Annotated in this window: 15 protein-coding genes and 1 pseudogene; 6 read left to right on the top strand and 10 right to left on the bottom strand. The window is 73.4% G+C overall.

Annotated features, from left to right (window positions below; genetic code table 11):
• Positions 1 to 131: 131 nt before the first annotated feature.
• Positions 132 to 1699: pseudogene (locus ACW9J6_RS30280) on the top strand (winged helix-turn-helix domain-containing tetratricopeptide repeat protein).
• A 15-nt stretch (positions 1700 to 1714) separates the two neighbouring features.
• Here ACW9J6_RS30280 and lpxK read toward each other — a convergent pair.
• Complete coding sequence (gene lpxK / locus ACW9J6_RS30275; protein ID WP_457120068.1) at positions 1715 to 2725, bottom strand: tetraacyldisaccharide 4'-kinase; 1011 nt, start codon at positions 2723 to 2725, stop codon at positions 1715 to 1717.
• Positions 2726 to 2727: 2 nt separating this feature from the next.
• Positions 2728 to 4029, bottom strand: coding sequence for a 3-deoxy-D-manno-octulosonic acid transferase (locus tag ACW9J6_RS30270; protein ID WP_457120067.1), 1302 nt, complete (start codon positions 4027 to 4029; stop codon positions 2728 to 2730).
• Between the two features lie 371 nt (positions 4030 to 4400).
• Here ACW9J6_RS30270 and ACW9J6_RS30265 point away from each other — a divergent pair, with 371 nt between their 5' ends.
• Positions 4401 to 5297, top strand: a complete 897-nt coding sequence (locus ACW9J6_RS30265) for a metallophosphoesterase family protein (protein WP_457120066.1) — start codon at positions 4401 to 4403, stop codon at positions 5295 to 5297.
• A 198-nt stretch (positions 5298 to 5495) separates the two neighbouring features.
• Complete coding sequence (locus ACW9J6_RS30260) at positions 5496 to 7769, top strand: CDC48 family AAA ATPase (RefSeq protein WP_457120065.1); 2274 nt, start codon at positions 5496 to 5498, stop codon at positions 7767 to 7769.
• 14 nt (positions 7770 to 7783) lie between these two features.
• Here ACW9J6_RS30260 and ACW9J6_RS30255 read toward each other — a convergent pair whose 3' ends face one another.
• From ACW9J6_RS30255 to ACW9J6_RS30245, 3 genes are all read right to left on the bottom strand, one after another.
• Entirely contained in the window at positions 7784 to 8932 is a 1149-nt protein-coding gene (locus ACW9J6_RS30255) for a serine hydrolase domain-containing protein (protein WP_457120064.1), read from the bottom strand.
• A gap of 112 nt (positions 8933 to 9044) precedes the next feature.
• A complete protein-coding gene (locus ACW9J6_RS30250) occupies positions 9045 to 10193 on the bottom strand; it encodes a serine hydrolase domain-containing protein (RefSeq protein ID WP_457120063.1) in 1149 nt (382 codons plus the stop codon).
• Between the two features lie 176 nt (positions 10194 to 10369).
• Positions 10370 to 11662 (bottom strand): MFS transporter, encoded by a 1293-nt coding sequence (locus ACW9J6_RS30245; RefSeq protein WP_457120062.1) that lies wholly within the window; start codon positions 11660 to 11662, stop codon positions 10370 to 10372.
• A 50-nt stretch (positions 11663 to 11712) separates the two neighbouring features.
• Here ACW9J6_RS30245 and ACW9J6_RS30240 point away from each other — a divergent pair, with 50 nt between their 5' ends.
• Positions 11713 to 12621 carry a LysR substrate-binding domain-containing protein gene (locus ACW9J6_RS30240; protein ID WP_457120061.1) on the top strand — a complete coding sequence of 303 codons (909 nt, stop codon included), beginning with the start codon at positions 11713 to 11715 and terminating at the stop codon, positions 12619 to 12621.
• Positions 12622 to 13017: 396 nt separating this feature from the next.
• On the opposite strand, the gene ACW9J6_RS30235 is transcribed toward ACW9J6_RS30240, so the two are convergent.
• On the bottom strand, positions 13018 to 13383 hold the full coding sequence (locus ACW9J6_RS30235; RefSeq protein WP_457120060.1) for a DUF779 domain-containing protein: 366 nt from the start codon (positions 13381 to 13383) through the stop codon (positions 13018 to 13020).
• Between the two features lie 102 nt (positions 13384 to 13485).
• Positions 13486 to 15006, bottom strand: a complete 1521-nt coding sequence (gene adh / locus ACW9J6_RS30230; RefSeq protein WP_457120059.1) for an aldehyde dehydrogenase — start codon at positions 15004 to 15006, stop codon at positions 13486 to 13488.
• A gap of 268 nt (positions 15007 to 15274) precedes the next feature.
• Between adh and ACW9J6_RS30225 the strand changes: the two genes are divergently transcribed.
• The gene (locus ACW9J6_RS30225; protein ID WP_457120058.1) at positions 15275 to 17158 is read left to right on the top strand and encodes a sigma-54-dependent Fis family transcriptional regulator; all 1884 of its coding nucleotides are present in this window, start codon (positions 15275 to 15277) and stop codon (positions 17156 to 17158) included.
• Positions 17159 to 17512: 354 nt separating this feature from the next.
• Here the strand turns inward: ACW9J6_RS30225 and ACW9J6_RS30220 are convergent, their stop codons facing one another.
• From ACW9J6_RS30220 to ACW9J6_RS30210, 3 genes are all read right to left on the bottom strand, one after another.
• On the bottom strand, positions 17513 to 18805 hold the full coding sequence (locus ACW9J6_RS30220) for a CHASE3 domain-containing protein (RefSeq protein WP_457120057.1): 1293 nt from the start codon (positions 18803 to 18805) through the stop codon (positions 17513 to 17515).
• A gap of 162 nt (positions 18806 to 18967) precedes the next feature.
• Complete coding sequence (locus ACW9J6_RS30215) at positions 18968 to 19522, bottom strand: RBBP9/YdeN family alpha/beta hydrolase (RefSeq protein ID WP_457120056.1); 555 nt, start codon at positions 19520 to 19522, stop codon at positions 18968 to 18970.
• 44 nt (positions 19523 to 19566) lie between these two features.
• The gene (locus tag ACW9J6_RS30210) at positions 19567 to 20652 is read right to left on the bottom strand and encodes a UV damage endonuclease UvsE (protein ID WP_457120055.1); all 1086 of its coding nucleotides are present in this window, start codon (positions 20650 to 20652) and stop codon (positions 19567 to 19569) included.
• Between the two features lie 482 nt (positions 20653 to 21134).
• Between ACW9J6_RS30210 and ACW9J6_RS30205 the strand changes: the two genes are divergently transcribed.
• The gene (locus ACW9J6_RS30205; RefSeq protein ID WP_457118717.1) at positions 21135 to 22487 is read left to right on the top strand and encodes an IS4 family transposase; all 1353 of its coding nucleotides are present in this window, start codon (positions 21135 to 21137) and stop codon (positions 22485 to 22487) included.
• The last annotated feature ends 3 nt before the right edge of the window (positions 22488 to 22490 follow it).

Raw genomic sequence — 22490 nt, 5'->3', positions numbered from 1 at the left:
TGCGATGGGGGCAGACTGCTCCGATCGGCGGCGTCGCGCATTGAGGAGGCGTGGACGGCGCCTTGAGAATCGCGTGATTTCTACGGCAGGCGGCGCGCGACCGGGATGCGCCCCACCGCGGCGGCCGTCTCGTGATCTATCGGTTCGGAGCCTTCACCCTCGACACCGCTCGGCGCGAACTGAGCCGCGACGGGAGCCTCGTCGCGGTCGAGCCGCAGGTCTACGACGTCCTCACGGTCCTGATCCGGGCGCGCGACCGGGTGGTGACCCGCGACGACCTGCTGGAGGCGGTCTGGAACGGGCGCCTCGTCTCCGAGGCGACGCTCGGCAGCCGCCTGAACGCCGCGCGGGCCGCCATCGGCGATACCGGGAGCGCACAGCGCCTGATCCGCACGCTCCCCCGGAAGGGCGTGCGCTTCGTCGGGGACGTCGAGGAGATCAGCACGCCGGCCCCCGCGCGGCCCGAGGCACCCGCCGATCCCGCCGCGTGGCGTGCCGGACCGCGGCTGCCGGCGATCGCGGTCCTGCCCTTCGCGAACATGAGCGGCGATCCCGCGCAGGACGATTTCGCCGACGGCATGGCTGAGGAGATCATCGGGGCCCTGTCGCGCGGCAGCGGGTTCCTCGTCATCGCCCGCAACTCCTCGTTCACCTATCGCGGCGGGGCGATCGACGTCCGCCGGGTCGGGCAGGAGCTCGGCGTCGGCTACGTGCTGGAGGGCAGCGTGCGGCGCGGCGGCGAGCGGCTGCGCATCACCGGACAGCTCGTCGACGCGGTCTCGGGCGCCGCGCTCTGGTCCGAGCGCTTCGACGGGGACCTGAGGGACGTCTTCGCGCTTCAGGAGCGCGTCGCCGAGAGCGTGGCCGCGGCGATCGAGCCGACCGTGCAGATCGCCGAGATCGGACGGCTCGGCCGCGGCGGGCCGCCGCGGCTCGACGCCTACGAGTGCCTTCTTCGCGCGAATGGGCGGCTCGCCGACTTCACGGCCGCGAGCGTGGTGGAAGCCCTGGCCCTCCTCGACCAAGCCCTGTCGCTCGATCCGGCCTATGCCACGGCCATGGCGGCCTCCGCCTACGCCCGGGCCGTCTGCCACTTTCAGGGCTGGATCGCGCAGAGCGACGCGGATCGCGCCGCGGCCGTGACCCTGGCGTGGCGCGCCGTCGACCTCGCACCCGGCGACGCGCAGGTGCTCTGGATGGCGGCCTTCGCGATCTGGAACATGGCCGCGAGCGGCCGGGAGCGGGCGCGCGAGCTCTTCGGCCGCTCGCTCCTGATCAACCCGAATTCCGCAACGGCTTTGACGCTCGCGGGCTGGATCGAGGCCATGTGCGGCAACGCGGAATCGGGCCGGGCGATGGTGGCGCGGGCGCAGCGGCTCAACCCGCGCGACCCGCGCGGCTGGCTGATGGCGGGGGTCATGGCGATCGCCGCGGTAAGCGAGGAGGATTACCCGGCAGCGATCCTGTGGGCCGAGCGGGCGCTGGCGCAGAACCCCCGCTTCGCGGCGGCGCTGAGGGCGGCCGCGGTCGCCCATGTCGCGCTCGGCCAGCGCGATCGCGCCCGCCGAGCCGTCGCGGACCTGCTGGAGATCGAACCCAACCTCACCGGTCGGGTTTCCTCGCGCGGATCCCCTTCCCGTTGGAGCGCATGGCGCGGCTCTACGCCGGGGCGCTCGGGGAGGCCGGCCTGCCGCCATGACGAAAGCCGCGAGGCTCACGGTGGCCGCCGGCCCGGCGACGAGCGGGCTCGCCCCTCTTCGAGCACGCCGGCAAGCTGCCCGGCGAGGGCGTCCCCCAGTCCATCCGCCAGGACGAGCCGGACCGGCAGCACCGCCACCGGTGCCCCGGGCGGCAGGCGGACGCGGTCCTTCTCGGTCGTGACGAGGGTCAGGCCGTCCCGCGCGGCCTCGCGCAGGAGCGCCGCGAGATCCCCTGCGGCGTAGGGGTGGTGGTCGGGAAAGCCGCGCGTCGCCCGGAGATCCGCCCCGACCTCGCGCAGGGTCGCGAAGAACTTCTCCGGGCGGCCGATGCCGGCGAAGGCGAGGACCGGCCGACCGGCAAGGGCTGAGGCCGCCTGCGGGTCGGGAGCGAGCCGGCCCCGGAAGGCGGGGCGGTCGAGCGAGGCGAGCAACGGAACCTCGGGACCGTCGCCGATGGTCAGCACCGCGTCGACGAAGGGCCACTGCGCGTCGAGGGGCGCCCGCAGCGGACCGGCCGGGAAGGGCAGCCCGTTGCCGACGCCCACCCCGGCGTCGAACACGGCGATCGACCAGTCCTTGCGCAGGGACGGGTTCTGGAGCCCGTCATCCATCACGATCACGTCGGCGCCGGCCGCCGCGCAGAGGGCCGCGCCCGCGACGCGGTCGCGGGACACCACGGTCGGCGCTGCGGCGGCAAGGAGGAGCGGCTCGTCGCCGACATCCGCCGCTTCGTGCCGGCCGGGCTCCACCTGCACCGGCCCCGGCAGCCGGCCGCCATAGCCCCGGCTGAGGAAGGCGGGCCGGCGCCCGCCCGCGCGCAGCAGCTCCGCGAGCGCCAGCGCGGTCGGGGTCTTGCCGGCCCCCCCGAGCGTCAGATTGCCGACGCACAGGACCGGCAGCGGCGCGCGCGTGCCCGGCCGCCGCATGCGCCGGGCGACCTGCCCGCCGTAGAGGCGGCCGATCGGCGCGAGCAGCCGGGCCTGCCAGGAGGGATCCGCGCGCCACCAGAAGCCCGGCGCCCGCATGGTCAGCCGAACCGGCCGGTGATCTTCATCTGCACGATGAAGGGTTCGATGGCCGCCATCGTGCGGTCGAGGGCGCCGCCGCAGGCCGCGATCGCGTCGCGGCCGGCGCGCGCCATGGCGGCGCGGCGCGCCGGATCCGCCAGGAGGCGACCGACCGCCTCCGCGAGCCCGTCCGGGTCCGAGACGAGGTCGGCCGCGCCCGCCCGCCCCATGACCGTGTAGGCCTGCGCGAAGTTCCAGACATGCGGGCCGTGCAGCACGGCGGTGTCGAGCAGCGCCGGCTCGATCGGGTTCTGGCCGCCATGCGCCGCGAGGGAGCCGCCCATGAAGGCGACGGGCGCGACGCGGTAGAACAGGCCGAGGTCGCCGACCGTATCCACCACGTGCAGGTCGGTGCACCCATCGATGAGGCCGCCCTCGCTGCGCCGCGTGACGCGCAGGCCCGCCCCGCGCGCCTGGGCCGCCACCTCGTCGCCGCGGCGCGGGTGCCGCGGCGCCAGCAGGGTGAGCAGCCCCGGATGGGCCGCGGCCAGCGCCCGGTGGGCCGCGATCACGGCCGGATCCTCGCCCGGATGGGTGCTCGCGGCGAGCCAGACCGGACGGCCTGCGATCATCGCCGCGAGCTGCGCCAGCGCCTGCGGATCGGCCGGCGGGGCCGGAGCGTCGAATTTCAGGTTGCCGGCCACGATCACCCGCGGCGCGCCGAGCGTCACGAAGCGCTCGGCCTCCTCGCCGGTCTGGACGAGGCAGACGGCGATGCGGGAGAGGACCGCCTGCGCGAAGCCCGGCAGGCGGGCCCATCCGCGGGCCGAGCGCTCCGACATCCGCCCGTTCACCAGGATCAGCGGAACCTGCCGCTCGGCGAGCGCCAGGATGGTGTTCGGCCAGAGTTCCGATTCCGCCACCAGCGCCAGGTCGGGCTCCCAGTGGTCGAGGAACCGCGCGACGTAGCGCGGCGCGTCGACGGGCGCGAACTGGTGGAGGGCGCCCGGCGGCAGGCGGGCGGCGACGAGCGCGGCCGAGGTGCGGGTGCCCGAGGTGACCAGCACCGTGAATCCCCGGCGGGTCAGCCGCTCGACGAGGGGCAGGAGCGACAAGGCCTCGCCGATGCTCGCGCCATGCGCCCAGACCAGGGGACCGGACGGGCGGGGCTTGCCCGGCCGTCCGACCCGCTCGGGCAGCCGCTCGGGATCCTCCTTGCCCTTCCGGCGGCGCCACACGAGCAGAGCCGCGATGGCCGGCTCCAGGGCGATCAGGCCGTGATGGTAGGTCCACAGGGAGAAGGGAAGCGAGCGGGTCCTCATCGACGCCGCGCTGCCGGCGCGCCGCCGCGAAGCGGCGGAGTCGGGGCGCGGCAGGGGCCGCGGGTGAAGGGGGGTCTCATCAAGCACGAACGTCGACGACCTAGGGGCAACGAGGCCGCTTGGGACCGGTGCGGCCGAACACGGGCCGCGTCGACTTCCCCAGCGACATCCCCGACCGGAGGTCGCCGTCTAGCGCCGTCGGCGCCAAGTCGCAACCGTGCGCGCCGCCGCCCCGGCCGATGGCGGCAGGGCGGCCCGGCGGGGTCCGCCTGTTTTCCGCCGGGCTTGCGGCCGCATCCGCGCTTGGCCATAAGCCGGCGGACCGCCGATCCGCGCCGGTCCCCAGGAGGCGCGTCGAGCGTTTCCCCGCGATGTTCCGCCTCGCCCATCTGACAGACCCCCATGTCGGCCCGCTCTCCAAGCCGCGCCTGCGCCAGCTCCTGAGCAAGCGCGCGACGGGCTGGGTCAACTGGACCCGCGGCCGCCACCGCACCCACGACATGGCGGTGCTGGAGGCGCTGGTCGCGGACCTGCGCGCGGCCGCCCCCGATCACATCGCCTGCACGGGCGACCTGTGCAACATCGGCCTGCCCAGCGAGTGGGAGACGGCCCGGGTGTTCCTGGAGGCGCTGGGAGGCTCCGAGGCGGTGAGCTTCGTGCCCGGGAACCACGACGCCTACGTGCGCGGCTCCCTCGACGGGCTCCTCGACGCGGTCGGGCCCTGGACCCGGGACGATGCGGGGCGCGAGCGCACCTTCCCGTACCTGCGCCGCCGCGGGCCGCTCGCCCTGGTCGGCCTGTCCTCGGCGATCCCGACCGCGCCCTTCGTGGCGAGCGGCCGGCTCGGCTCGCGCCAGCTCGCCGCCGCGGAGGCGCTCCTCGGCAGCCTCGCCCGCGAGCCCGAGCGGCCCTGCCGCGTGGTGATGATCCATCATCCGCCCCATGTCGGCGGCGCGCTGCCCGGCCGCAACCTGACCGACGCGCCCGCCCTCGAAGCGATGATCCGGCGGGTCGGGGCGGATCTCCTCCTGCACGGCCACAACCACGTCGGCTCGGTCGCCTTCCTGGTCGGCCCCGACGGGCGGCGGGTGCCGGTGATCGGGGCCCCCTCGGCCTCGGCCCGCGCCGGCGGGCACAGCCACTGCGCGGGCTACCACCTGTACGGCTTCGAGCGGACCCCGACCGGGTTCGCCCTCACGGCGAGCCTGCGAGGGCTGACGGTGGACGACCGCATCGGCGAACTCGGCGTCCTGACGCTCCACGGCTGATCCGTTGTTCCCGGGGCGGCCGCGGGCGGGGTCCCGGCGGGATCGCGCGCCGCCACCCCGACCCGGACGATCCCGACGGGATCATCCGCCGCCGAACAATCCGCCCGCGGCGGGCGTTCTCCGGGCGGCCGGGGACACCCGGCGGCCGGGACATCCGGGCCCGACGCCGCGGGCCCGCGCATCGGAAGGCGGATGGGCATGGCGGACGAAACCAGGAGCCTGCGGGCGCAGGTTGCGAATTCGCGGGCGCAGGATGTCGGCCGCGGGGTGGCCCGCGTGAGCGGGGCGGTCCTGCGCGACCTCGGCATCCAGGAGGGCGACCCGATCGAGATCGTGGGCAAGCGCCACACCACCGCGCTCGCCATCGCGCTCGGCACCGAGGACGAGGGCCTGAGCATCATCCGCCTTGATGGCCTGCAGCGCGTCAATGCCGGCGTCGGTTCGGGCGACTACGTGGAGATCAAGCGCGCCGAGGTCCGCCCCGCGACCCGCGTCGTCCTCGCCCCGGCGCAGAAGAACCTGCGCCTCCAGGGCTCCGGCGACGCGCTGCGGCGCACCTTCTTCCGCCGCCCGCTGGTGGCGGGCGACGTGATCTCGACCTCGGTGCAGTCGCGGATGGACCGCGAGGAGATCCCGCCGGAGCTGCGCCAGATGTTCAACATGCCGGCCTACGGCCTGCAGGAGATCCGCCTCGTCGTGGTCTCGACGCAGCCGCGCGGCATCGTCCAGGTGACGGGCGAGACCGAGGTCGAGCTGCGGCCGATGTTCGAGGAGCCCAAGGAGGCGCGCCGGGCCGACGTCACCTACGACGATATCGGGGGCCTCGGCCCCTCGGTCGATCAGGTGCGCGAGATGGTGGAGCTGCCCCTGCGGCATCCCGAGCTGTTCCAGCGCCTCGGGATCGACCCGCCGAAGGGCGTGCTCCTCTACGGCCCGCCCGGCACCGGAAAGACCCTCCTCGCCCGGGCCGTCGCCAACGAGACCGAGGCGCAGTTCTTCCACATCGCCGGGCCGGAGATCATGGGCAGCCAGTACGGCGAGTCCGAGCAGCGCCTGCGCCAGATCTTCTCGGAGGCGCAGCGCAACGCGCCGGCCATCATCTTCATCGACGAGATCGACTCGATCGCGCCCAAGCGCGAGGAGGCCCGCGGCGAGGTCGAGCGGCGGATCGTCGCCCAGCTCCTGACCCTGATGGACGGGCTGGAGCCGCGCCAGAACATCGTGGTGATCGGCGCCACCAACCGCCGCGACGCGATCGACGAGGCCCTGCGCCGGCCCGGCCGCTTCGACCGCGAGATCGTCATCGGCGTGCCCGACGAGCCCGGGCGGCGCGAGGTGCTGACCATCCACACCCGCGGCATGCCGCTCGGCGACAATGTCGACCTCGACGAGATCGCCCGCACCACCTACGGCTTCGTCGGCGCCGACCTGTCGGCGCTCGCCCGCGAGGCGGCCATGGACGCCCTGCGCCGGGTGCTGCCGCAGATCAATCTGAAGGAGGGGATCCCGCCGGAGATCCTGGAGACCCTCCAGGTCTGCCGCGAGGATTTTTTGAACGCGCTCAAGCGCGTGCAGCCCTCGGCCCTGCGCGAGATCATGATCCAGGTGCCGAATGTCGGCTGGGACGACATCGGCGGGCTCGGCGAGGTCCAGACGACGCTGCGCGAGGGGGTGGAACTCCCGCTCAAGAATCCGGACGCGTTCCGGCGCATCGGCATCCGCCCGGCCAAGGGCTTCCTGCTGTTCGGCCCGCCCGGGACCGGCAAGACGCTCCTTGCCAAGGCGGTGGCCCGCGAGGCCTCGGCCAATTTCGTGGCCACGAAATCCTCGGACCTGCTCTCGAAATGGTACGGGGAATCCGAGCAGCAGGTGTCGCGGCTCTTCGCCCGCGCCCGCCAGGTCGCGCCGACGGTGATCTTCATCGACGAGATCGATTCGCTCGCCCCCGTGCGCGGCGGCGGCCTCGGCGAGCCCGCCGTGACGGAGCGGGTGGTGAACACGATCCTCGCCGAGATGGACGGGCTGGAGGAGCTGCAGGGGGTGGTGGTGATCGCCGCCACCAACCGGCCGAACCTCGTCGACCCGGCGCTGCTACGCCCGGGCCGCTTCGACGAACTCGTCTACGTGCCGGTGCCGAACGCCGAGGGCCGCCGCCACATCCTGGGCATCCACACCCGCGGCATGCCGCTCGCGCCGGACGTCGATCTCGACGACCTCGCGACGCGCACGGTGCGCTTCACGGGCGCCGACCTGGAGGACCTGACGCGCCGCGCCGGCCTGATGGCGCTCAGGGCGAACCTGCAGGCGAGCGAGGTGACGCGGGCGCATTTCGACGCCGCGCTGCACGAGACGCGGCCCTCGGTGACGCCGGAGATGGAGCAGGATTACGAGACCATGCTGCGCACCCTCAAGCAGGAGGGGCCGCAGCGCCAGCCGATCGGGTTCGTGCCGATGCGGCAGGCGGCGGAGTAGGGGCCGGACCGCGGTCAGCCGGCCGCGGCGAGCGCCCGGGTGAGATCGAGGGCGAAGCGCCCACCGCTCCACATGCCTTCGAGCGCGGTGTTGGTCAGCACCACGAGGGTGAGGCCGCGGGCGTGGTCCACGAGCCAGCCGTGGCCGTAGACGCCGCCCCAGCGCCAGCTCCCGGCCGAGGCCGCGAAACCGGCCTCGGCCGGGTCGCGCAGGACCGACCCGGCGAGCCCGTATCCCCAGCCCGGCGAGCCCGGGATGGCGAGGCCCGCGATCTGGTCGCGGCCCATCTCCGCCGCGAGGGCGGCCGGCATCAGGGGCGCCCCGCCCCGGCGCAGGACGTCGAGGAGGCGCATCACCTCCGCGGCCGTGCCGAGCATGCCCGCCCCGCCGGACGGGAACGCCTCGTGATGGAAGGCGCGGGCGGGGTCGATCGCGATGCCGGCGAGTCCGGGGACGAAGGGCAGGCTGTCGGGCTCGCGCATGCGGCGGGGACGGGGCGTGTCGTCGGCGTAGGGCACGGCGAGCCGGGACGCGTCGCCGGGCGCGAAGCCGGTGTCGCGCAGGCTGAGCGGTTCGAGAACGAGGCGCCGCAGCGCCTCCGGGAGGGCGAGCCCGGTGGCGGCCGCGACGATCGCCCCGGCCACATCGATCCCGAGCGAGTAGCAGAAGGCCGTCCCGGGCGCGAAGAGAAGCGGCACGCCCGCGAGGCGGCGCAGGTTCTCCGCGAGGGTGAGGCCGGAGCGGTCGAGCCCGTCGGACACGCCGGCCAGGTGCAGGGGCCCGTCCTCGGGCTCCAGGAAGCCGTAGCCGAGCCCCGACGAATGGCTGAGGAGGTGGCGGAGCGTGATGACGACCGGGCGTCCCTCGTGGGTCGGCCCGAAATCGGGAAGCCACTCGGTGATCGGGCGGTCGAGATCGAGCCGGCCCTGCGCCACCAGCGCCAGGACGGCGGCGGCCACGAAGGGCTTCGTCACCGAGGCGAGGCGGAACACCGTGTTCTCCCGCATCGGGCTCCCGGCCTCGCGGTCGGCGAGACCCGCGGCCCGAGCGTAGAGCGTCTCACCGCCGCGAGACAGGAGCACGACGGTCCCGACGATGCGCTCGGCCGCCAGCGCGCCGGCGATGACGGCGTCGAGGCGGGCGCTCAGGCTGGAGGCGGGCATGGCGATGTGCTCGATCGGGAGGGAGGCCGGATAGACCGGAGAGTGGCGCAGCGTCAGGGCCGGGGCAATCCGCCCGGCCGCAGCGCAGCGGAGCGGGACGCCGCGGGCCTCGTCAGAGCGCCGCGGCGATCGCCCGGCCGAGGTCGACCGGGAAGCGCCCGCCGGCCCACATGCCCTCGAAGGCCGTGTTGGTGAGGGCCACCACGGTGAGCCGGCGCGCCGGGTCGACGAGCCAGCTATGGCCGTAGGCACCGCCCCACCGCCAGCTCCCGGGCGAGTCGGGAACGCCGGCCGCGCGCGGATCGCGCAGCACCGCGAAACCGAGACCGTAGCCCCAGCCGGGCGACCCCTCCATGGCGATCCCGGCGATCTGGTCCCGGCCCATCTCGGCGGCGAGCGCCGGGGGAAACAGCGGGGCGCCGCCTTGGCGGAGCGCCTCGAGGAGCCGCATCACGTCGGCGGCCGTCCCGACCATGCCGGCCCCACCCGACGGGAAGGCGTCGACGTCGAAGACGCGCGCCGGATCCATCAGGACGCCGGGCAGGCCGGGCGCGAAGACCAGGCGGTCGGGTTCGCGCATCCGGCGCGGATGCGGGGTGTCGTCCGCGTAGGCGGCGGCAAGGCGGGAGGAATCCGTCAGGGTGAAGCCCGCATCGCCGAGGCCGAGCGGCTCCGCGACGAGGCGGCGGATGGCCTCCGGCAGCGGGAGGCCGGTCGCGGCGGCGACGATCGCACCGGCGACATCGATCGCGAGGGAGTAGCGGAATCCCGTTCCGGGCGCGAAGAGCAGCGGCACGCCGGCGAGGCGGCGCAGGTTCTCGGTGAGCGTCAGGCCCGAGCGGTCCATTCCGTCGGATACGCCGGCCCGGTGCAGGGGTCCGTCCTCCGGCTCGAAGAAGCCGTAGCCGAGGCCGGAGGCGTGGCTGAGGAGGTGGCGGAGCGTGATGATCGCGGGACGTCCCTCGTAGGCCGGCGCGAAATCCGGCAGCCACTGCGTGATCGGGCGGTCGAGATCGAGCCGGCCCTGAGCGACGAGCGCCAGCACGGCGGAGGCCACGAACAGCTTCGACACCGAGGCGAAGCGGAAGATCGCATCCTCCCGCATCGGGATCCCGGCCTCCCGGTCGGCGAGACCCGCGGCCCGGGCATAGACCGGCTCGCCATCCCGACGGACCAGGACCACGGCGCCGACGATGCGCTCGGCCGCAAGGGCTCCGTCGATGGTCCGGTCGAGACGCTGCGCCAAACGGGAGGAGGGCATCGGAGACTCCGTCTCGGGAACAAGGACTGGCGGTTGTGCGATCGCAGGGGCCGAGGCGCGCAGCAGGGTCGGCAGCACCGAGCCGAGGCCGAGGCAGGCGGCGGCCAGGAGGGAGCGGCGGCGCGGATCGGTCGGAGCGGCGGTCATGACGCGAGACGATAGGGCGCGATCTGACGTTACGGAATCCTGCTCGCCTTCCGGACACTCGGGACCTCCGCGTCCGGATCAGGCATCACCGCCCCCGGCCCCGACGGGACGCCATGGCGGCGGCCCAGCAGGACGGTGAGCAGGCTCGCGCCGAGCAGCAGCAGGAGCGCCGGCGCGAAACCCGTCACGCCGAGCCGCGCCAGGATCACACCGCCCACGAGGCCGCCTCCGGCGATGGCGAGGTTCCACACCGTGACGAGCATCGCCTGAGCGACATCCGCCGCGTCCCCCGCCGCCTTGGCGAGGGCGGTCTGAAACAGGGTCGCCGCACCGCCGAACGCGAGCCCCCACAGGCCGACCGCCCCGTGCAGCACGGCCGGGTCGTGTCCGGGCCATTCGAGGGCGAGAACCGCCAGACCGAACAGGGCAGGGCAGGCCAGCGTCAGCCCCCGCAGGCGACGGTCCACGAGAAGCCCGACGATGCCGATCCCGGCCAGCGACCCGGCCCCGAAGACGAGCAGGACGACATCCGTGCGGGAGGCGGACCCCGCCGCGGCGAGGAAGGGCGCGACGTAGGTGTAGAGGATATTGTGCGCGAGCACGAAGGTGAGGGTGACGAGAAGGACCGGCCGGACGCCCGGCCGTGCCGCGACGCGCCGCAGCGACAGCCTGCCCCCCTCCCACCGCCCGGGGAAATCGGGAAGGGCGGCCCGAAGCCAGATCATCAGGAGGCCTGCGAGGCCGCTCAGGAGCGCGAAGCAGGCGCGCCAGCCGATCAGGGCGCCGAGCGCGGTGCCGACGGGAACCCCGATAGAGAGGGCGAGGGGGGTCCCGACCATGGCGATCGCGATAGCGCGGCCCGTCCGGGCCGGCGGCGCCATCCGGGCAGCGTAACCCGCGAGGAGAGCCCAGACCAGCCCGGCCGAGACGCCCGCGACGAGCCGCGCCAGCATCGTGAGCCCGTAGCTGCCCGAGACCGCCGTGACGGTGTTGGCGAGGGCGAAGCCCGCGACGGCGGAGAGGAGCAGCGGACGCCGCCCGATCCCCTGTGTCGCCGCCGTCAGCGGGATCGCCGCCGCGAGCGAGCCGACCGCGTAGACGGTTACGAGTTGCCCAGCCAGGGAGTCCGACACCGCGAGGCCGGCGGCGATCTGCGGCAGCAATCCGGCCGGCAGCGCCTCGGTGAGGATCGTGATGAAACCCGCCATGGCGAGGGCGAGGAGACCGGGAAGCGGCAGGCGCTCGGATCGATGCGGGGTGGGGCGGGCTTCGTCGTCATGGCCCGGGAGGTTAAGCTCCCTGCCGCAGGGGAATAAGATCACGCGATTTCCGGATATCCCGGACAGCGGGTTCGTGAATCGGAGCCTTCCGCATGGAGCATCTCGGGGCCCTCAATGCTTTCGTGCAGACCGCGGAGGCGGGCAGCTTCGCGGCCGCCGCCGTCAAGCTCGGCCTCTCGGCCTCGGCGGTGGGCAAGGCGGTGGCGCGGCTGGAGGAGCGGCTCGCCGTGCGGCTGTTCCACCGCTCGACCCGCGCCCTGACCCTCACGCCGGAGGGGGCGCGCTTCCTCGACCGCTGCCGGCGCATCTTCGGCGAGATCGAGGCGGCGGAACTGGAATTGTCGCAGAGCCGCGCGGCGCCGCGGGGCACGCTGCGGGTCAGCCTCCCGCTGGTCGGCATGCTGATGATGCCCGCGGTGATGGCCTTCATGCGGGCCTATCCGGAGATCACGCTCGACCTCGACTTCACCGACCGGATGGTGGACGTGATCGAGGAGGGGTTCGACGCGGTGATCCGGACCGGCCCGGCGCGGGATTCCCGGCTGATGATGCGCCGGGCCGGGGCCTTCTCGCACCGGATCGTCGCCGCACCGGACTACCTCGCCGCCCGCGGCACGCCGGCCGTGCCGGAGGACCTCCTCGGCCATGCCTGCCTGCGCCACCGCTACCCCTCGACCGGTCGGCTCGAACCCTGGCCGCTGATCGGCGACGGGGCCGACCTCGACCTCCCGGTCGCGGTCGTGGCGAGCACGCTCGAACCGCAGATCTGCCTGGCCGAGGAAGGGTTCGGCCTCGCCTGCCTGCCGGTCTTCGCGATCCGGCGCCAGCTCCGCTCCGGCGCGCTGGTGAGCGTGCTGGAGGATCACCTGCGCGATGTCGGCGCCTTCCACATCCTGTGGCCGGCGAGCCGCCACCCGTCGCCCAAGCTCTCCGCCTTCGTGAGCTTCATGGGCGAGAACCTGTTGCGCGACGCAGACCCGCTGCGATGCCGCGGCGGCTGAGCGAAGGCGATACCTGCCTTGCGAAGCCATCAACTGGACATCGTATGAGTTCGTCACCGGCTTCGCCGTCCCTTGCGGACGAACGCGTGTTCTGATTGACGGCGACGACATTCAATTCTTGATGCTGGCACTTCCAGACTGGCGCGCGATCCCCTCTCCCGAGTGGGAGAGGGGTAGGGGCGATCGAAGATCGCGCAGGGTGGCTCGGGTTCAGGATCGATCTGTACCGTTGAGCTGCCAGCGGCACGGTCCCGCCTTCTTGCTGAAGCGTCCGTCCCTCACCCCTGCCCCACTCCCACTCGGGAGAGGGGTTCCCCGCGCCATGATCACCAAAACCAAGTACTTCAAATCCCCCAGCAACGACAATGCCTTGCGAGAGCGTTCTATTTAGGAATTTCACCCGTTCAGCGCGAGACTTTCCGCATCGCTGAACAGGCGGGAACGAACGTGAAAGCGGACGTCGCGGCCGTTCTCCAGCGAGAACATGCCGCCGCGGCCCGGCACCACGTCGATGATCAGTTGCGTGTGCTTCCAGTACGCGAATTGCGCCCGGCTGATGTAGAAATCGGCGCCGCCGATCCGGCCGAGATGGATGTCGCTGTCGCCGATGATGAAGTCGCCGACCGGGTAGCACATCGGCGAGGAGCCGTCGCAGCAGCCGCCGGATTGGTGGAACAGGACGGGACCGTGCGCGGCCCGCAGGGTCTCGATCAGCGCGAGAGCGGTGTCGGTCGCGGTGACGCGCGGGGGGAGATCGGTCATCGGCGAGGCCTCGGCGAGGGAATCGACGGCACCGCCGCGACCGTGTCCGGCCGGGCGGTGCCCGCGGGGGCCGCCGGCTCGGCAGCCGGCGGCGGTATGGCCTCAGAAGAAGCCCAGCGCCTTGGGCGAGTAGCTGACCAGCATGTTCTTGGTCTGCTGGTAGTGGTCGAGCATCATCTTGTGCGTCTCGCGCCCGATGCCCGACTGCTTGTAGCCGCCGAAGGCCGCGTGCGCCGGGTAGGCGTGGTAGCAGTTCGTCCAGACCCGGCCGGCCTGGATCGCGCGGCCGAACCGGTAGGCCCGGGTCCCGTCGCGCGTCCACACCCCGGCGCCGAGCCCGTACAGGGTGTCGTTGGCGATCGACAGCGCCTCGGCGTCGTCCTTGAAGGTCGTCACCGACAGGACCGGCCCGAAGATCTCCTCCTGGAAGATCCGCATCCGGTTGTGGCCCCGGAACACGGTGGGCGTCACGTAGAACCCCTCCGCGAACTCGCCCTCCAGCCGCGCCCGGTCGCCGCCGGTGAGGAGTTCCGCGCCCTCCTGCCGGCCGATATCGATGTAGGAGAGGATCTTCTCGAGCTGCTCGCTCGACGCCTGCGCGCCGATCATCGTGGCGGGGTCGAGCGGCGAGCCCTGCTTGATCGCCCGCACCCGCGCCACCGCCTTCTCGATGAAGCGCTCGTAGATCGACTCGTGCACCAGGGCCCGGCTCGGGCAGGTGCAGACCTCGCCCTGGTTGAGGGCAAACATCGTGAAGCCTTCGAGCGCCTTGTCGAGATAGGCGTCGTCCTCCGCCATCACGTCGGCGAAGAAGATGTTGGGCGACTTACCCCCGAGCTCCAGCGTCACCGGGATCAGGTTCTGACTGGCATACTGCATGATCAGCCGGCCGGTCGTGGTCTCGCCCGTGAAGGCGATCTTGGCGATCCGCGGCGAGGAGGCCAGCGGCTTGCCCGCCTCCAGCCCGAACCCGTTGACGATGTTGAGCACGCCCTCCGGCAGCAGGTCGCCGATCAGCTCGGCCAGCACCAGCACCGAGGCCGGCGTCTGCTCGGCGGGCTTGAGCACCACGCAATTGCCGGCCGCGAGCGCCGGGGCGAGCTTCCAGACCGCCATCAGGATCGGGAAGTTCCACGGGATGATCTGGCCGACGACGCCGAGGGGCTCGTGGAAGTGGTAGGCCACCGTGTCGTGGTCGATCTCGGAGATCGAGCCCTCCTGGGCGCGCACGCAGCCGGCGAAGTAGCGGAAATGGTCGATGGCGAGCGGGATGTCCGCGTGCGTGGTCTCGCGGATCGGCTTGCCGTTGTCCCAGGTCTCGGCGCGGGCCAGGAGGTCGAGGTTCTCCTCCATGCGGTCGGCCATCCGGTTGAGGATGCGGGCGCGCTCGGCCGGCGCGGTGCGGCCCCAGGCCTCCTTGGCGGCGTGGGCGGCGTCGAGCGCCCTCTCGATGTCCTGCGCGTCGGAGCGCGCGACCTCGCAGATCACGCGGCCGGTGAGGGGCGAGGTGTTCTCGAAGTAGCGGCCGGCGGCCGGCGCGACCCAGCGGCCGCCGATGAAGTTCTCGTAGCGGGCGGCGAAGGGCGAGGCGGTGGCGGCGTTGAGGAATTCGGGCTTGTTCATGGTCATCCTCCCAAATCGTCGCCGGCGCGTGCGGGACCGGCGACCCGCAGTTCCTTGAGCGACGGCCGTGCCAGCCCGGTCGAGAGCCGGCCTGTGACAGTTGCTGCGATGCGGTAAGCCTCTGGCGTTGCTTGGGACGGCGGGCGGCGGTGGGGTTTTGGTCGGGTCGTGCGACGAAGGTGCTGCTGTGCGGCCGCGCGATTTTCCTCGACTGATCCTGCGACACCTGCAACACCTGTCGCACCGTGCGACAGACGGGAGGCTGAGCATGGAGACGCGCGTGGCGACGCCGCGCAGCCTGCTGGCCGCCCGCCAGCGGCTGTTCGCGGGCGGGACCGCCGAGGGCGTGCCGGACCCGATCCTGCGCTCCTGGCAGCGCTGCGCCGCGCGGGGCCTCGATTTCGGGACCGGCCCCCGGGTCGAGCCGCTGAGCGCGCGGGAGCTGCGCGAGGCCTGCGAGCGCCACGAGGCGCTGCGCCGCCGCTGCCGGCCGGAGATCGAGGCGTTGCACGCCGACGCGCAGGCGACCGACTGCCTCGTCATCCTCACCGATGCGGAGGGGCTGGTCCTCGACACGCTCGGCAGCACCGGCTTCGCGGGGCGCGCCGCGCAGGTGGCCCTGCGCCCCGGCGTGCCGTGGAGCGAGGCGGTGACCGGCACCAACGCCATCGGCACCGCGCTGATCGAGCGGCGCGCCGTCGAGGTGCGGGGCGCCGAGCACTATTTCGAGCCGCACCGGATCCTCTCCTGCGCGGCGATGCCGATCCTGGGGATGCGCGGGGAGACGCTCGGTGCCCTCGACCTCTCGGGGCCGGCCGCGGTGCCGCACATGCACGCGCTCGGGCTGATCCGGCTGGCGGTGGACGCGATCGAGCACCGGATGTTCGAGGATCTCGGGCCCGACCACGCGGTGCTGCGGCTCCACGCGGACGCGGCTCTGCTCGGCACGCCGCGGGAGGGCGTGCTGGTTTTTTCCGGCCAGCGCCTGGTTGGGGCGAACCGCGCCGCCCTGGCGCTGCTGGGCCTCGACTGGGGCGCGATCGACCGGGAGCACCTCGACGGCCTGTTCCCCGACCTGCGCGCGCCGGCGCCCGGCGCCCTGGCCCTGCGCGACGGGGCCGGGCGGGTCCTGCATGGGCGCATCCGGGGCGAGACGGCCCGGCCGTCGCGCGGGCTCCCGGCCCGGCGCCGGTCGGGGGAGATCGCGGCGAACCCCGAATCCCCGGTCTTCGACCCCGGCACCGAGCGGCTGCTCGTGCGGGCCGTGCGCCTCCTCGACGCGGGCATCCCGATCGTGGTCGAGGGCGAGACCGGCACCGGCAAGGAGGTCTTCTCCCGCGCCGCCCATGCCCGGGGCGCGCGGGCAGGGGCGCCCTTCGTGGCGGTGAACTGCGCGGCGCTCCCCGAGAGCCTGATCGAGGCGGAGCTGTTCGGCTACGAGCCCGGCGCCTTCACGGGCGCGGCCCGGCACGGGGCCAAGGGCCTGCTGCGGCAGGCGGAGGGCGGGCTGCTGTTCCTCGACGAGATCGGCGACATGCCGCTCGGCCTGCAGTCGCGCCTGCTGCGGGTGCTGCAGGAGCGCGAGGTCCAGCCGGTCGGCGGCGGGCGGCCGGTGCCGGTCGATTTCGGCCTGATCTGCGCGACCCACCGCGACCTCGGGCAGCTCGTGGAGGAGGGGCGTTTCCGGGCCGACCTGTTCTATCGGATCGCCCCCTACCGGGTGACCCTGCCGCCCCTGCGCGCGCGGGACGACCGCGCCGCTCTCGTCACCCGGCTGTGGGCGCAGCTGGGCGGGGAGGCGCGGCAGGTCTCCCTCGCGCCAGAGGCAGCGGCGCTCCTGGCGGGGGCGGAGTGGCCCGGCAACTTCCGCCAGCTCGTCGGGACGTTGCGCGCCCTGCTGGCCCTCGCCGATCCGGGCGAGACCGTCGGGCCGGAGGATCTGCCCGAGGGGCTGCGGCCCCGGGTGTCACCGTCGCCACTCGCGTCCCCGGGCGGTCGCGCGCCGCCCGCGACCGCGCGGCTCGATGCGGTCGCCCGGGACGCGATGCGCGCGGCCCTCGACGCGGCGGACGGGAACGTGTCCGAAGCGGCGCGGCGGCTCGGAATCAGCCGGAGCACCCTGTACCGGCGCTGCCTGGGGGAGCGGGCGTAGGGTCGGCACCTGAGCAACCCGACCGCGGGGCGTCGCTTTCGTGCCGTTGCAGACCCTCGTTGCCTAGGCGAATCCTTCGCTCCCCCGGAAGGAACGAGTCTTGGGAACGCTGATGTCACCCCGCCAGCGCCTCGAAGGTCGGCGCATAGCTGACGGGAAAGTTCACTGATCGGGCGATGAAGCAGTAGCGGTGAACGTCGTGGTGGATAGCCTCCGCACGTTCGAGATCGGTGCCGCTCGCAACGACGATGTTCGGCCGTAGAGTGGCGCTGCTGAATTGACCAGACCCATCGGGATGCACCGCGCCGATGCCGAGCGAATACGACCGAATGAGCCTGGAGCCTCCCTACGCCATCACGGCGACCCGCGGCGCCCGAGCGGCCGGCTCCTCGTCCGGCGCGTAATAGGCCATCGCCTCGCTCCGACCCCGCAGGGGCGCCCGGCTGACCTCGCGCCAGCGGCCCCCCCCGCCGCGCAGGCGGCCTCGGAGGCGAGGATCGCGACCCCGTGCTGCTTCGTCGCCTGCTCCAGCCGCGCGGCCACGTTCACCGTGTCGCCGAGCACCGTGAATTCGAGCCGGGCCGCTTGGCCGATGATGCCGCAGAACACCTCGCCGTAGTGGATGCCGACGCCGATCGCGAGGCCGCGGGGCGGCGCCCACGCGGCGCTGCGGCGGGCGATCAGGGCGGCGAGATCCTGCGCGAAGGCGAGCGCCCGGGCGGCGTCGTCCGGCCGCGGCTCCGGCAGCCCGAAGACCAGGAGTGCACCGTCGCCGATGAACTTGTCGACGACGCCCCCGTGGCGGCGGGCAAGGCGGTTGATGCGGCGCCGGAAGGCGGTCAGCAGGAGGGAGAGCGCCTGCGGGTCGAGGCGTTCGGCCAGCGCCGTCGAGCCGCGCAGGTCGACGAACACGATCGCCGCCCTCTGGCGGCGGCCCGCCCGCAGGCCCTCCGCGTCGTCGGCGAGGCGCGAGACAAGCTCCTCCGGCAGGAAGCGCGACAGGGAGGCGCGCCGCCCGGCCTCGCGCACGGCCGAGACGGCGAGCACGGTCAGCAGCACCACGACCAGCGCCGCTAGGACCCAGATCCCCAGCGCGACCCGCGAGACGTGCTCCAGGCGCGCCGCCATCAGGGCCGCCTCCTGCCGCTCCATCTCCCGTAGCACGGCGCGGATCTCGTCCATCACCTGCTTGCCGCGCCCGCCCGCCACGATCGGCTCGACGCTGGCCCGCTCCCCGCGCCGCGCGAGCCCGATCGTCTCCTCGAGCTCGGCCCGCTTCTCGGCGACGAGCCCGCGCAGGCGCGTGACCCGGGCGGCCTGGTCCGGATTGTCCTCGACGAGGGCGTCGAGGGCATCGAGCTCGCGGGTGATCGCGGCGGCGCCGGCGTTGAACGGCGCCAGGAAGCTCTCGTCGCCGGTGAGGAGGAAGCCGCGCTGGCCGGTCTCGGCGTCCTGGATCGCCGAGAGCAGGTGGGCGAGCTGGCCATCGACCACCACCGTGTGGCGCACGGCCTCAGAGCCGTGACGCTGGTAGGCGAAACCCGCCACCGCGATCAGGATCATCGCGACGAGCGCCGAGAACCCGGCGCTCATCCAGGTGACGGCGGGCGCGCGCACGATCTGGAAGCGGAGCACGTCCGGTCTCATCCTCGTCCGATCCGACGGCGCCCGCCCGCGACGCCAGCCCTCGACACGAAGCGGCGCGGGCCGCTCACGGTTCCGCTGACGCGACGTCGCAGTGCTGCTCTCGGTCTCTGGTTTGTCCGCATCGTCTGCGACGAAACGGCGACCGCTCCGTCGAACACTGCGTCAGGGCGCGAGGCCCCGCAGGAAGCCGGCGAAGCGCATCAGCCCCTCGGGCCAGGGCCCATGCCCGCTCTCCGCGTTGAGGTGGCCCGCCTCGCCGGCGTCCACGATCGCGGTCCCCCAGGCGGAGGCGAAATCCTCGGCGCGGTCGTAGGCGGTCCAGGGATCGGCGCGGCTCGCGATCAGCACCGCTGGGAAGGGCAGGGGCTCGCGAGGAATCGGCGCGAAGGCGTGGAGGAGGGGCGGCGTGTCGGGCCGCTCCACGTCCGGCAGGGCGACGAGGAAGCCCCCGCGCACGGCACCCGGCGGCAAGTAGGGGGCGGCCTGCACCGCCGAGACCACCCCGAGGCTGTGGGCGACGAGGACCACCGGACGCGCGGCGGCCTGGACGGCCGCGACCACGGCGTCGCGCCACGGCCCGGGCTCGGGGCGGTCCCAGTCCGGCATCGGGACGCGGCGCGCCGTGGAGAGCCGCTCCTGCCAGCGTGTCTGCCAGTGGTCCGGCCCGGAATTGGTGTAGCCCGGGACGACGAGGATGTCGCAATCGGCGGTGCGCATAACGCCTCAGCGATAGCGCGGCCGGGCGGGGGCGTCGAGGCCGCTCACTCGGCGGCGAGGGGCAGGGACGGGGGCATCAGCCCACAGACCTGCCGGGCGATGCCCGCGGAGGCGAGGTTCTTGAGCTTCGCCTCGATCTCGAAGTCGCTCCAGGCGAGGTGGCGCGCCACGAGGTCGTTCACGGCCCGGTTCCACATCAGATCGGAATGGCCGGCGAGCGCCCGGCCGTTGAGTCCGCCCGCGAGGAGCGCCGCGAAGTCGGGCAGGGCGTCCGGATCGTGGCCGGGGAGCAGGTCCTCCCGCGACACGCTGATGTGGCTGACGGGCCGCACGCCGCGCCAGGACTCCCGGATCCGGGCGATCCGGGGATCGTCGGGATCGAGATAGTCGCCGCCGCTGTGGATCCAGTGGTGGTGGAGGTCGAGCACCACGGGGACGAGATCGGCGAGCCGCAGCACGTCGTCGACGCCGAAGGAATCCTCGTCGTTCTCGACCGTGACGAGGTTGCGCGCCGCCGCGCTCACCCTCGGCAGCGTGGCCCGGAAGCCGTCGAGGCCGGGATCGCGGGCGCCGACATGGATGTTCACGTGCGCCCCGTGCGGGTGCCAGCCGGAATCGTAGCCCATCATCGCCATCACGTCGGCGTGGTAGTCGAGTTCGGCGATGCCGTTCTCCAGCGCCGCCGGGTTGCGCGACGCGAGGATGCAGAACGGCCCGGGATGCATGCTGAGCCGCACCCCACCCGCCCGCGCCGCGGCGCCGACCGCCGCGAGCCCGCTCTCGAGCGCACGGCGCAGGGCGGGATCCTCGTAGAGGTGGCGCACCTCGGGATGGGTGTAGCCCGGCAGGATCGAGCTCGCGAGGCGCAGCAGCCGCTCCAGGGGCGGGCGCCCGGCGACCCAGTCGACCTGGCGGCGCAGGGCCGCGAGGTTGTGCATCACCACGGCGACGAGCTTCTCGCGCGCGGCGCCGGGGTCGAGCCGGCGCAGGTGGGCGATGGTGACGGTCGTCACGTTCATGGTGAGCGCCGCCGCCTTCGCGGCCTTCAGCGTCGCGTGAGTGCCGGGAGCCTCGTCGGGGATGAACTTGCAGCAGAAGCCGAGGCGGGGGGCGTCGTTGGGAGCGGTCATGGGGCGACAACGCCGGGGGCGGGGCGGCGGTTCTGGCAGTCGAACCCGGCGGGAGCCGCGACACTCCCGATCTCACGGGCTGACACATTCCGACATTCCGCCAGATACGGCGCGGATGCCTTCGCTCCCCGCGTGCGCACGGCTGTCCGGGAGGATGGGAGGCGTTCCCCCCTTTTCCAAGTGGGCTACCGTGTGCGCACAGCGATCGAAAAAATGTTACAAGACAATCGCTTGTTCAAGCACATGACCCAGCGAGTCCGGCGCGGGGAACCCCTCTCCCGTGCGGGAGAGGGGCAGGGGTGAGGGTCCCGGACCCTTCAGAATTATTCGTCGAGCGTCGTGCTGGTAGCGGGACGGTTCAACGAGCTTGCTGAACCACCTGAACCCTCACCCCTACTCCTCTCCCGCACAGGCTACGGCCTGTACGGATCTGATTCGCTCGGTTCGTGTTGTGAGCCTTTGCGCTGTGCGGGAGGCTTTGCATGGACGGACTTGGGGTCGGCGACATCCGCACCGAGGCGCGCGGCGCTTGGCTGTTTGATCGGATCGTGACCACCGGCAGCGTGGTGCTGAGCACGGTCGGGGGCAGCGAGGCCGGCACGGCCGCAGCCCATCGCTACCTGTCCTCGCCGCACACGAGCGTGGGCGCCATCCTGCGGGCGTTTGGCGCGCGCACGGCCCAGGCCTGTGCCGGCCGCGCGGTCGTGGCGGTGCAGGACACGAGCGAGATCAACTTCACCCCGCTGGCGGCGGGCCGTCACGGGCTCGGGCCCGCCGGCAACGGGCGCAATCCCGGCTTCTTCCTGCACCCGGTCGTGGCGGTCGACGCACAGGACGAGGCGATCCTGGGGCTGGTCGATGCCCAGATCTGGACGCGGGCGGACGCGCCGGTCAAGCCGCGGGCGGGCCGGCCGATCGCGGACAAGGAGAGCCGGCGCTGGGGTGTGGGCGCGCAGGCCGCGCAGGCCCGCCTGGGCGAGAGCGCGGCGAGCCTGATCGTGGTGGCCGACCAGGAAGGCGACATCTACGATCACGTCGCGCGCTGTCCGGCGGGCACCGACCTGCTGGTGCGCGCCCGCCACGACCGGGCGCTGGCCACGGGGGGCGCGATGACGGCGGAGGCGGCGCGCTGGCCGGTCCTGGCCGAGGATACGGTGACGGTCCCCGCCCGGCCGGGCCGGCCCGAGCGCACCGCACGGGTGCAGTTGCGGGCCGGATCGCTGGTGGTGAAGCGGCCAGCGGGCGAGCCGAAGAGCCTGCCGGGCGCGCTGCCGCTGAGCCTGGTGACGGTGGAGGAGCCCACCCCGCCCGACGGTCAGGCGCCGCTGTGCTGGCACCTTCTGAGCACGCGCCCGGTCGCGACCGCCGCCGAGGCGCGCGAGACGGTGCGGCTGTACCGGCTGCGCTGGCGCATTGAAGAGGTGTTCCGCGCGCTCAAGCGGGACGGGCTGGGCCTGGACGCGACGCAGATGCGGGTGCCCGACAAGCTGTTCCGGCTGGCGGCTTTGGCGCTGGGGGCGGCGGTGCGCATCCTGCAGTTGGTCGATGCCCGCACGGGCGGCGGGCGGCCGATGCAGGACGTGCTCGACGCGGTCGCCTTGCCCGTGGTGGCGCAGCTGGGCCGGGCCTGCGAGGGCAGTACGGCACGCCTGCAGAACCCACACCCACCGGGGACGCTGGCCTGGCTGTCTTGGATCGTGGCCCGGCACGGCGGCTGGAACGTCGCCGGCAAGCCGCCGGGACCCAAGATCATGGCCCGCGGCTGGCAGCGCTTCGCCGCCATGCTCGCCGGCGCAATCCTCGCAGACCCCGACTCACTTCCGTCAAGGCCGTAGCCC

It is taken from the genome of Methylobacterium sp. JK268 (assembly GCF_054052225.1).
Note: the sequence above shows the minus strand (reverse complement) of the source record. Positions and strands in the feature narration are given on the sequence as shown.

Excerpts from the sequence above, each read along its gene's own strand:
- lpxK (WP_457120068.1), bottom strand. The coding sequence starts at position 2,725 with ATGCGGGCGCCGGGCTTCTGGTGGCGCGCGGATCCCTCCTGGCAGGCC.
- ACW9J6_RS30270 (WP_457120067.1), bottom strand. The coding sequence starts at position 4,029 with ATGAGGACCCGCTCGCTTCCCTTCTCCCTGTGGACCTACCATCACGGC.
- ACW9J6_RS30265 (WP_457120066.1), top strand. The coding sequence starts at position 4,401 with ATGTTCCGCCTCGCCCATCTGACAGACCCCCATGTCGGCCCGCTCTCC.
- ACW9J6_RS30260 (WP_457120065.1), top strand. The coding sequence starts at position 5,496 with ATGGCGGACGAAACCAGGAGCCTGCGGGCGCAGGTTGCGAATTCGCGG.
- ACW9J6_RS30255 (WP_457120064.1), bottom strand. The coding sequence starts at position 8,932 with ATGCCCGCCTCCAGCCTGAGCGCCCGCCTCGACGCCGTCATCGCCGGC.
- ACW9J6_RS30250 (WP_457120063.1), bottom strand. The coding sequence starts at position 10,193 with ATGCCCTCCTCCCGTTTGGCGCAGCGTCTCGACCGGACCATCGACGGA.
- ACW9J6_RS30240 (WP_457120061.1), top strand. The coding sequence starts at position 11,713 with ATGGAGCATCTCGGGGCCCTCAATGCTTTCGTGCAGACCGCGGAGGCG.
- ACW9J6_RS30235 (WP_457120060.1), bottom strand. The coding sequence starts at position 13,383 with ATGACCGATCTCCCCCCGCGCGTCACCGCGACCGACACCGCTCTCGCG.
- adh (WP_457120059.1), bottom strand. The coding sequence starts at position 15,006 with ATGAACAAGCCCGAATTCCTCAACGCCGCCACCGCCTCGCCCTTCGCC.
- ACW9J6_RS30225 (WP_457120058.1), top strand. The coding sequence starts at position 15,275 with ATGGAGACGCGCGTGGCGACGCCGCGCAGCCTGCTGGCCGCCCGCCAG.
- ACW9J6_RS30220 (WP_457120057.1), bottom strand. The coding sequence starts at position 18,805 with ATGAGACCGGACGTGCTCCGCTTCCAGATCGTGCGCGCGCCCGCCGTC.
- ACW9J6_RS30215 (WP_457120056.1), bottom strand. The coding sequence starts at position 19,522 with ATGCGCACCGCCGATTGCGACATCCTCGTCGTCCCGGGCTACACCAAT.
- ACW9J6_RS30210 (WP_457120055.1), bottom strand. The coding sequence starts at position 20,652 with ATGACCGCTCCCAACGACGCCCCCCGCCTCGGCTTCTGCTGCAAGTTC.
- ACW9J6_RS30205 (WP_457118717.1), top strand. The coding sequence starts at position 21,135 with ATGGACGGACTTGGGGTCGGCGACATCCGCACCGAGGCGCGCGGCGCT.